This is a genomic window from Candidatus Trichorickettsia mobilis (assembly GCF_034366785.1).
GTDB classification, from domain to species: domain Bacteria; phylum Pseudomonadota; class Alphaproteobacteria; order Rickettsiales; family Rickettsiaceae; genus Trichorickettsia; species Trichorickettsia mobilis_A.
The window spans coordinates 971,888-982,271 of sequence record NZ_CP112932.1; the positions used below are offsets into that span (position 1 = coordinate 971,888).

Annotated in this window: 12 protein-coding genes; 8 read left to right on the forward strand and 4 right to left on the reverse strand. The window is 33.2% G+C overall.

Annotated features, from left to right (window positions below; genetic code table 11):
* Positions 1 to 77 precede the first annotated feature (77 nt).
* The 6 genes from Trichorick_RS04435 to Trichorick_RS04460 all read left to right on the forward strand — a co-directional run bounded on the left by Trichorick_RS04435 (position 78) and on the right by Trichorick_RS04460 (position 5,133).
* Positions 78 to 821, forward strand: a complete 744-nt coding sequence (locus Trichorick_RS04435; protein ID WP_323737824.1) for a triose-phosphate isomerase — start codon at positions 78 to 80, stop codon at positions 819 to 821.
* A gap of 160 nt (positions 822 to 981) precedes the next feature.
* Positions 982 to 1,287: a preprotein translocase subunit SecG gene (secG, locus tag Trichorick_RS04440; protein WP_323737825.1), complete on the forward strand. Its 306-nt coding sequence runs from the start codon at positions 982 to 984 to the stop codon at positions 1,285 to 1,287.
* 13 nt (positions 1,288 to 1,300) lie between these two features.
* Complete coding sequence (locus Trichorick_RS04445; RefSeq protein ID WP_323737826.1) at positions 1,301 to 2,647, forward strand: cyclic nucleotide-binding domain-containing protein; 1,347 nt, start codon at positions 1,301 to 1,303, stop codon at positions 2,645 to 2,647.
* A 67-nt stretch (positions 2,648 to 2,714) separates the two neighbouring features.
* Positions 2,715 to 3,365: a CatB-related O-acetyltransferase gene (locus tag Trichorick_RS04450; RefSeq protein ID WP_323737827.1), complete on the forward strand. Its 651-nt coding sequence runs from the start codon at positions 2,715 to 2,717 to the stop codon at positions 3,363 to 3,365.
* An 86-nt stretch (positions 3,366 to 3,451) separates the two neighbouring features.
* Positions 3,452 to 4,375 carry an ABC transporter ATP-binding protein gene (locus tag Trichorick_RS04455; RefSeq protein WP_323737828.1) on the forward strand — a complete coding sequence of 308 codons (924 nt, stop codon included), beginning with the start codon at positions 3,452 to 3,454 and terminating at the stop codon, positions 4,373 to 4,375.
* Positions 4,372 to 5,133 carry an ABC transporter permease gene (locus Trichorick_RS04460; RefSeq protein ID WP_323737829.1) on the forward strand — a complete coding sequence of 254 codons (762 nt, stop codon included), beginning with the start codon at positions 4,372 to 4,374 and terminating at the stop codon, positions 5,131 to 5,133. The genes Trichorick_RS04455 and Trichorick_RS04460 overlap by 4 nt, the downstream gene beginning before the upstream one ends.
* Before the next feature lie 21 nt (positions 5,134 to 5,154).
* On the opposite strand, the gene serS is transcribed toward Trichorick_RS04460, so the two are convergent.
* Positions 5,155 to 6,438, reverse strand: coding sequence for a serine--tRNA ligase (serS, locus tag Trichorick_RS04465; RefSeq protein ID WP_323737830.1), 1,284 nt, complete (start codon positions 6,436 to 6,438; stop codon positions 5,155 to 5,157).
* The gene (tatC, locus tag Trichorick_RS04470) at positions 6,416 to 7,183 is read right to left on the reverse strand and encodes a twin-arginine translocase subunit TatC (protein WP_323737831.1); all 768 of its coding nucleotides are present in this window, start codon (positions 7,181 to 7,183) and stop codon (positions 6,416 to 6,418) included. The genes serS and tatC overlap by 23 nt, the downstream gene beginning before the upstream one ends.
* Positions 7,184 to 7,337: 154 nt before the next feature.
* Between tatC and Trichorick_RS04475 the strand changes: the two genes are divergently transcribed.
* Together Trichorick_RS04475 and Trichorick_RS04480 are read left to right on the forward strand one after the other, a co-directional pair.
* Entirely contained in the window at positions 7,338 to 7,985 is a 648-nt protein-coding gene (locus Trichorick_RS04475; protein WP_323737832.1) for a heme exporter protein CcmB, read from the forward strand.
* A gap of 163 nt (positions 7,986 to 8,148) precedes the next feature.
* Complete coding sequence (locus Trichorick_RS04480; RefSeq protein ID WP_323737833.1) at positions 8,149 to 8,553, forward strand: DUF2670 domain-containing protein; 405 nt, start codon at positions 8,149 to 8,151, stop codon at positions 8,551 to 8,553.
* Between the two features lie 329 nt (positions 8,554 to 8,882).
* On the opposite strand, the gene rnc is transcribed toward Trichorick_RS04480, so the two are convergent.
* On the reverse strand, positions 8,883 to 9,590 hold the full coding sequence (rnc, locus tag Trichorick_RS04485) for a ribonuclease III (protein WP_323737834.1): 708 nt from the start codon (positions 9,588 to 9,590) through the stop codon (positions 8,883 to 8,885).
* Positions 9,583 to 10,362, reverse strand: a complete 780-nt coding sequence (gene lepB, locus Trichorick_RS04490; protein ID WP_410250266.1) for a signal peptidase I — start codon at positions 10,360 to 10,362, stop codon at positions 9,583 to 9,585. Before lepB ends, rnc begins: the two co-directional genes overlap by 8 nt.
* Between the last annotated feature and the right edge of the window lie 22 nt (positions 10,363 to 10,384).

The following is a 10,384-nucleotide window of genomic DNA, read 5'->3' on the forward strand; positions in this document are numbered from 1 at the left end:
TACAAATACCTATTTACTTATCTTTACAAACACCTAAAATAATTAGCATTCTCAATATCTGCAAGTGATTTCTCATCATGAAACCTTTTATTATCGCGAACTGGAAAATGCATTTCTCATTGGCTGAAGCAGTAGACATATGTTTTAACATTATCTCTCAAGATCTTCAGCATAATTTAATTATAGCAACTCCAGCGCCTTACCTTGCTTATCTTAGCCATAAGTTTGAATCGATAAAATTTTGTGCACAAAATGTAAGCCACTTTGCTGATCATGGAGCATATACCGGCGAATTTTCGGCGATTATGCTAAAAAGCTCGAGCATAGATTATGCAGTGATTGGGCATAGTGAGCGTAGAAATATATTTGGCGAAACTAATGAGTTAATTGCACAAAAAGTTCATCACTGTGTACAAAATGGAGTTACACCGATAATTTGTATTGGTGAATCATTATTTGTCAGAGATAATTATGATTACAAAACTTTTCTTACCACACAATTAATCAATTCGATAGCTGATCTTAGTTTAACTCAAACAGTTATCATTGCTTATGAGCCAATATGGTCCATCGGCACTGATATAATTCCAGCGAGTGAGCAATTAATAGAAATTTTTACCCACCTCCACTTTATCTGTCAGCAAACTCAGATTGCAAATAACATAAATTTGGTGTATGGTGGGTCGGTAAATTTAAATAATATACAACAGATATTAAAGATACCTTATATCCAGGGAGTGTTAGTAGGAAAAGCTGCCCTAGATTCTGAAGTATTATCACAAATGCTTAGAGCCTGTCTGACACGTGCATCTAAGAGGTAATTTTGTTATCAAAACTCGTCTCTGTTCCGCAAAACCAAGAGTACACTGCGGTACTTGACTGCGTTTTTTCTAAAAATTCCTCTCTTATATGCACGTGTCAGACAGGCTCTAAGAAATATTTAACAAAAGATTCTGATTTTAATTTTATTTTGGTACCACCATGAGTATATTGCTTTTTGTTCATGTTATAATCGCTGTATTATTGATCACTGTTATTTTACTACAACAAACCGGAACTGATGGATTAAGTGGGATTGGTGGTAGTGGTGGAGGTAATATGGGAATGGTTACTGCTCGCTCTGCTGCTAACTTTCTAACAAGAACAACTATAATATTAGCTATATTATTCTTTATTAATGCTATCATTCTTGCCAATCTCTCTTCACAAAAGCAAGTTGATCTTGATAAAAAAATCAATGAGTCGTTAGAAAAAGAAGAAGGAGCAACTTTACCAATGGCTAAGTAATGAATCGATTAATATGTTTGAAAGTACTCCTATACTAATACAAACACCATTTGCATCTCCAAATTGGTTGCTCAAAATTTTACCTTGGGTAAATATTGGCAGCAGTGTTTATAAGGTTAGTTCAATAAACTTTGAAGAAAAAACATCGCAACAACGACTTACTATTCCAAAAAATACTAATATCATAACAGCAGCCGATTCTTACTTTTTATCAGATTTACTGAGATGTGTGTCCTTATTTAAACCTTTACCGGAAGAACTAATACAAGAAATAATAAAGAGTGTATATCAAAAAAACGTCAAAGCAGGAGATATAATTGTTAAGCAAGGTGATATAGGTAAAGCATTCTATATTATTATCAATGGTCAATATAACGTAACCAATAAAACTATTGATGATAAAGAGACAATATTAAATTCATTAACTAGCGGTGATTATTTTGGTGAAATGGCTCTTTTAAAAGAAATTCCACGGCAAGCAACTATTACAGCTACCACTAAAGGAAGCCTCCTTGTTTTAAATAAAGAAACTTTTGAAAAAATAGTAAGTGACTCGCAGCTAAAAAAGCAATTAGAAGAAATATTTGAAGTAAGAAAAAAAGAATTGGCAACAATCAAGCAGCCTAATGAAAGTCTATTATTCTTAACTCAATTTGAAGAACCACCGTATCCAGACAATTATCCAAATTTCATAGAAAATTCAACTGAGAATCAATTAGACATAATTCAAGCGACTATAACTTTAAATACAAAAAATAATAATGAGAATTATAGCCAACAATTAGATGAACAATTAGAAATTGCAGCCAAAAAGATGGAGGATAGAGAGGAATGGGAAATTATTAATAATAAAAAATATGGGTTATTAAATAATATTTCTTCTGCTATGTCATGTGATGCCCAGCTAAAACCCTTAACTCCTGATAATTTCGACGATTTATTATCTTTAGTTTGGAATAAACCTTCTTTTTTTTTAGCGAATCCTAAAGCTATAGCTGTATTTGCTAAAAAATGCACTCATAACAGTATAGTACTTGAAACTGTTGAGATGTTTGGATCAAGCTTTATCACGTGGCGTGGTGTTCCAATAATACCATCCAATAATATGGTTGTGAACAATAATTCGGGAATTCAAAGTGCTAGTATTCTTTTAATGCGTATTGGTGAAAAAGAAAAAGGAGTAGTAGGTTTATATAAAGGCAATAGTAATCTCTATAAAACTTCAAACTTAACTATTGAACCTATAGCTGATGCTAATGAAGATATAATATCCAAATATAAAATAACTAGACATTTCTCTGTATTTATATTAGCTCTAGACGCTATAGCAGTATTAAGAAATGTTAGTTTAGGTTCTTGAGCACGAGAATTTAAAAACAGCTAATTTTTGTTACTTTTGTTCTCGAATGTTGTATATAGTAATAAATATGATAAATGATATATATCTAAATCCAAATATTATCTATCCCATTGAAGGAGTAAAGAGAACATGTTTTTTAAAAAACATTATCACTAATCCTCAAATTATTGTTGGTGATTATACTTATTATGATGATCCAGAAGATATACACAATTTTGAAACAAATGTGCTGTATCTCTTTGATTTCATGCAGGATCAACTCATTATTGGTAAATTCTGTCAAATAGCGACTGCAGTGCGTTTTATTATGAATGGCTCTAATCATGCGATGGATGGTATTTCAACATATCCTTTTAAAGTATTCGGAAAATCTTGGACGAGTGCTGCCATGAATGTGATAAGTAAAGGTGATACGGTTGTTGGTAACGATGTCTGGATTGGAAATTCCGCAACAATTATGCAAGGTATTAAAATTGGGCATGGTGCCATTATTGGAACAAATGCTCTCGTGACCAAAGATGTAGAGCCTTATACTGTTATTGGCGGGAATCCGGCACAAGTAATTCGTAAAAGATTTGACGATAAAACGATAGTTTTTCTTTTACAACTTGCTTGGTGGGATTGGCCCATCGAAAAAATCACAGAAAATATTCAGGCAATTACAATGGGTGATTTAGAAGTTTTAAAAAAACTTGCAAGCAGCAAAAATGAAAATTAAAAGGAAGTTCAATAAAGCATAAGCTTTATGCATTAAATTATCCTTATAATTGATTCCTCTTTCAAAAAAATCTTTGATTAAAAATAATGACAGCTATCTCTATTCATGGACTAAAGAAAACCTATAACAATGGGTTTAAAGCGTTAGATGATGTTAATCTAGAAATACAACCAGGAGAGATATTTGCACTTCTTGGCCCAAACGGTGCAGGTAAGACCACGCTGATCAATGCTGTATGCGGTATTGTAAAAGCTACTGCTGGTAGTATTAAAGTATTCGGTAATGATCATTTAAAGGATTATCGTGTCGCTAGGTCGCACATAGGTTTAGTACCACAAGAATTGACTACAGATGCGTTTGAGAGTGTTTGGAACACAGTGAGTTTTAGTCGTGGTCTTTTTGGAAAACCAGCAAACTCATCTTATATCAAAGAGATTCTAGAAAAGCTATCGCTCTGGGATAAGAAAGATGAGCAGATCCGTATGTTGTCCGGCGGTATGAAGCGACGAGTGATGATTGCTAAGGCGCTGTCACACGAGCCAGATATTCTGTTTCTGGATGAGCCTACAGCTGGTGTCGATGTAGAATTACGCAAATCCATGTGGGAACAGATGTCTGCACTTAGACAATCTGGCGTGACTATTATTCTTACCACTCATTACATTGAAGAAGCGGAAGAGATAGCGGATCGTATTGGAGTAATTAATAAAGGAAAATTGATCATTACCGAAGAAAAAACAGCGTTAATGAAAAAATTGGGTAAGAAACAGTTGATAATAAACCTTCATGAATCTCTTGTGGAAATTCCAAAACAATTGTCAAAATTTAATTTACAGCTTGCTGAAGAAGGAAAACAGCTGGTTTTCAACTATGATCCATTATTGACAGAAGATAATGAGGTGGCGAATCTACTAGATCACATAAAAGAAAATGCTATAAGGTACAAAGATCTAGCTACTCGCCAAAGTTCGCTTGAGGAAATATTCATACAATTAGTAGGTAAATCATGAATTACCACGGTATCTGGGCTATCTTCAAATTTGAAATGATGCGAGCTTTTCGTACTATAGGGCAGACCATTGCTTCGCCGATTATTTCAACTATACTCTATTTTATTGTTTTTGGTTCAGCTATTGGTACGCATATCAAGGATATTGATGGAGTACATTATGGTGCATTTATAGTTCCTGGATTAACTATGCTGACAATATTAGGACAAAGCATTGCTAATGCATCTTTTGGTATATATTTCCCACGCTTTACCGGGACGATCTACGAAATTTTATCAGCACCGCTTTCATCTTTTGAGGTTGCTATCGGTTATGTGGGAGCTGCTGTAACTAAATCATTGATCATTGGTGCTATAGTGTTGCTGACAGCCGGGTTTTTTGTTCCGCTTAAAGTTATGCATCCAATGTGGATGGTATTTTTTTTGATTATGACCTGTATTACCTTCAGTGTGCTTGGCTTTATAATCGGTATTTTGGCTGATGGATTTGAGCAATTACAGCTGATTCCTTTATTGGTGATTGCTCCGCTAACCTTCTTGGGTGGAAGTTTTTACTCTATTAATATGCTTCCGGAATTTTGGCAAAAAATATCTCTTTTGAATCCTGTCGTTTACCTCATCAGTGGTTTCAGGTGGAGCTTTTATGAAAGTGCAGATGTCAGCTTAGGTACTAGTGTGGTGATGATATTAGTCTTTATGACAATCTGTATTATGTTGATGGGCTGGATATTCAAAACTGGCTATCGACTAAGAAATTAATAAACAATAGACCTCTCTCAGCTAAACGAGTATACAAGTCGGTTCAATTTTTTTCTGCCCACCCATATATTGCACCAGAGCATCTGGAATGGAAATAGAACCATCTTCATTTTGATAATTCTCTAGAATAGCCACCATCGTCCTACCAACCGCTAGCGCTGAACCATTTAAGGTGTGTACAAATGTTGTTTCAGTTGCGCCAAACTCTTTATACCTTGCTTTCATTCTTCTTGCTTGGAAATCACCACAATTTGAACAACTAGAAATCTCACGATATTGTTTCTGACCTGGCAACCATACTTCCAGATCGTATGTTTTCTTGGCTGAGAACCCCATATCACCGCTACAAAGTAATATCACGCGATAGGATAAGTCTAGCCTACGCAGTACTTCTTCTGCGGTATTAGTCATGTACTCATGTTCATAGTCAGATTCAGCAGGTGTGGTAATACTTACCAATTCAACTTTGCCAAATTGATGCAGCCTAACCATGCCTCGTGTATCTCTACTGCTGCTACCAGCTTCTGAACGAAAACATGGAGTAAATGCAGTATAACGTATTGGTAGTTTATCTCGTGACAAAATCATATCTGCAACCATATTAGTAAGCGGTACTTCTCCAGTTGGGATTAAGCGATAATTGGTAGTAGTAATAAAAGAATCTTCAGCTAGCTTTGGTAGTTGACCAGTATTATACATAGCGCTTGGGCGTACCAAATACGGTGGTGATATTTCGATATATTCAAATTCCTTGGTATGAATATCAATCATAAAATTGATTAGAGCTCGTTCCAATTTAGCTAAATCTTGTTTTAAAGTAACGAATCTGCTTCCAGATATTTTTGCAGTTTGTGTAAACTCCATCATGCCTAGTTGTTCTCCAAGCTCAAAATGCTGTTTAGAGCAGGTATTTTGATTGCTACTTTGCCAATCTCGGATAAATTTATTCATATTTTCATCAGTGCCATATGGCACTTCGTCCGCTGGAAGATTAGGCAAGTTATCCATTATATCTTGTAAATTACTATCGCTATTCAACTTATGATTAAGTTCATTCAATTTCTCATTAATATGAGCAACATCACGCCTAAGTTCTTCAAATTCTTTAGTGGTCTTATTTTTTATATTACCCAACATCTTAGATTTCTTATTTCTGGCATGCTGAAATTGTTGCAGTAATGTAGTAAGTTGTCTTTTTTCTTCATCTAACCTAACAATTTCTGTAGATAGTGGAGCAATGCCTCTTTTTATTAGCAGATTATCAAACTCGTGGGTGTGTTCTCTAATCCATTTGATGTCTAACATTACTTCCTCTATTTTCTACAAACTTACACATGATAATTGAAATTTCATATAATAAAAGCATCGGTATTGCAAGGGCAAACTGGCTTAAGATATCAGGGGGAGTTAATATTCCTGCAATAATAAAATTAATAACCACAGCTAGGCGACGTTTATTAATTAAACTTGTAGAACTAACAATTTTTAATAAATTTAATATTAATAAAATTATCGGCAATTGAAAAGCCACTCCAAATGCTACCACTAAATGAATAACTAAGTTTAAATATTCGCTAATTTTAGCTTCCAGCATTATTGGAATTACCGCATTACTATTTTCAAAACTAAGAAAAAAATGCCAGGCACGGGGCATAACATAATAAAATACAAAAATACTACCGCTCCAAAATAATAAGGGTGACATTAATAATATAAAAGCAGCTATTTTTTTTTCATAATTACATAATCCAGGACTAATAAATAAATAACTCTGGATGGCTATAATTGGTACAATAATAAGAAAACTGCTGAAGGCAGCAAGTTTTAGATAAGTAAAAAACGCCTCAGCAAGACCTGTGTAAATTATGCGCCTAAGATGTTCTTCATTAAGATCAGCTAATGGTTGTAGCAAAAAATTATAAATGTTATTACTAAAGTAATAGCAAGTAATAAAAGCAGTAATAAAACTTGCTAATATTACTATTATTCGTACTTTTAACTCATGTAAATGTTCAGTAAGTGTCAATTTATGTGTTACTTGCTCACTCATTATTTTGTTGCGAGTGATAACAATAGACTGCTTGCTCATCATAATTAATTCGCATATAAATCTAGGTTTTATATAAGAAACTTTAATATGAGCATAGCAACTTTACTGATTTAAGCAACAAGCCTATAGTAATTAAATTTAAGAGGATAGTAATTTGCAAAAACTAGTGCCATTACTCAGACAAGAACTAATTATTCAGTATAAAATTAATAATTTAATCAAGTACTTGATCGCTTTTTTTATATTTTCTGCTTTAAGTATTGTATTAATTAACAAGCAGGAAGAAATTAATAAATTTGGAATATTGTTTTCAGTAATTTATATTCCATTATCTTTTATTGGTTTTGCCAACATTATATTTAAGCAAGATATAGAAGATGGGACATTGGAGTTATTATTATCAAGTTTTTCTGCTGTCGAAATTGTTGTAGCAAAATTTGGCGCTATTCTTATCAGTAGTACTATTGGTGCCATAATAAATATGCCGATTATCTTGATAATTTTTAATTTGACTAGATCAACATTAATAAAACTCAGTATAACTCTGATATTATTATTAATACTGGCGAGCGCTTTGTTGGTATTGATTGCTGCCATGCAGGGTTATTTTAGATCTAACACTAACTTTCTATCTATATTAATTATGCCATTAATAATTCCAAATATAATCATGGCCGGTCTTATTCTACAAGAGGAAACTAATTTCTATTTGCTAACTATTATGACTGGCATTGATTTAATAGTTGTTCCGTGTACTATTTTTTTATCTTCTTATTTAATTAAGAATGTTTATAATATTTGATATATTGCAGATACTAACTAACGAACAAAAAATACTTCTGTTTGATTTTGACAGCAAAATTACCTCTTAAATGAGGTTTTGTAAAACGTCTGGTAAAAAAAACTTTGCAGGTTAATATATATAGAGTAACCTGACAGCTAATATATTGATCAAGTTATTTACAATGTGGAATGCTTTAAGAAGATTGATTACCGCTAACCCAATGGGGATCTTTATATATGGAATAATCACAAAATGGTATCTAATGATAGCAGTGGGAGCGGTAGTAGTAACATTTTGGGTGTTCAAGGGACTTGAACAAGCTGGAGTATTAACCGCTACAGAAAAAGTTTTTTCAAAAGCATTAAATGATTCAAAATCAGTTGCTAAATATTGCGTTCCAAAGATTGCTAATTTACGAGACTTTTGGAGTTGTCTAGATAATCCACCAGACTATACGCCTGAAGCAGATGAACAAACATTGACTGATAGCGTCAATAAGCTACAGCAGACTCTCCAAAACCCATATGTCAACCCAGCTGGTGGTGCTGGTTCCAGTAATCCATACGATAACGATAGTGGTGAATAGAACAACTATAACGCACGATGTTATGTTATCCTGAGCGCCATGATGTCATCCTGCACAACGTCATCCCGGAACACTCTAATGTCATCCCGAACTTGTTTCGGGATCTTATGAAGCCATGATGAGATCCCGAAACAAGTTCGGGATGACGTTGTGTGTATGGTATATGGTATGATATCGAGTGTTCGAGGGACTATGTTGGTTGGGATTGTATGAGTATTAAATTCTTGGCATCTAGCTGCTAAAAACCTATACAGGCAGGAGTGACATCGATGGCGCATTAAAATCGTGAACAACACTCCTGGTATTATTATAGTAAGACTAGAAATTTATTACAATTTGAGTATATCCAATATTTTCTGCGCTGCTTCTTTTTCTGCTGTTTTAATAGAGTTGCCATGCCCTTGTTGTTGATAATGAGCTACCTTAGCCATAATAGTAAAATATGGTGAATGAGCATATCCTGACTTGTTTACAACTGTATATATTGGTTTATTATATCCCTTACTTTGAGCCCACTCCTGTAAAGTAGTTTTAGGATCAGTTTTGCTAATATTAATATTATTTAAGAACTCTGACCATAGATTGATAATAATAGATCTAATGGTATCAATGTTACTATCCAGATAAATGGCAGCTATCAGTGCTTCCATGGCATTTTCTAAATTATTAGGATTACTGCGGCCACCAGAAATTTCTTCGCCGTGAGTCATTATTATATCATCAGCCAAATTAATTGCTGCCGCTACTTTACATAAGGTTTCTTTACAAACTAAAAATGATCTTACTCTAGCTAAAGTACCTTCATCTTGTTTGGTGAAGTTTTGAAATAAATACTCGGTAATAATAAAATTAAGTATTGCATCACCAAGTAATTCTAATCTTTCATAATTTTTATTGATTGAGTATTTGGAAATATTTTGCTTTAAAGAGGGGTGACTTAATGATTCAACTAACAACTCAAGATTATTAAAATGATATCCAGTTGATTGTTCAATTCTTTTGCTTATTGTTTGAATAACAGCGGTTTCATTAATCATAATATATACTTTTAAACATTCGATTAAATCTAATAGATTTTAACCATAACCATATTCTTGCCACACGTTCAGTTATACTACCATTATCTACCCATAATAGTTCTTTGGTAGAGAAAAGAATGACCCGCCCTTTAGCAATAAAATTCTCAAATGGCACAAATCCCAAATCTACTCTACTATCATTAGAACAATCACGATTATCTCCTAGAAAAAAATAATGATCTTTTGGTACATAGAATATCTCGGTATTACTGTATTTATTAATCATCATAGTAAATTTTTCCATCTTCTGATCAAGTTTATAAGCAGTATAACTGACTCCATTTGGCAATGTTTCTTTATATTTATTATATTTCTGACCTTGTTCGTCAGTATAATCACCTATTTCAGATCTCACTATAGGCATATCATTAATATATATTACATCTTTAATAAGTTGAATTTTATCACCAGGTAAACCAATCAATCTTTTAATATATCTAAGTTCCATATTCATTGGTGGACGAAAAATTATAATATCACCTCTTTGCGGAGCTGATGCAAAGACTCTACCACTAAAAATATTAGGACTAAAAGGAAAAGAATATCTACTGTAACCGTAAGAATATTTTGTTGAAAATATGTATTCACCTTCAAGAACTGTTGCTTTCATTGAGCCTGTAGGAACAAAAAACAGTTCTATTACTAAACTTCTGATAGCTAAAGCTATTAGAACAACATATATTAATGATCTAATCTCGTTTATGGTATGATTTATTTTTTTTTCAGTGATCGCTGTCAATTTTTACTTCTAT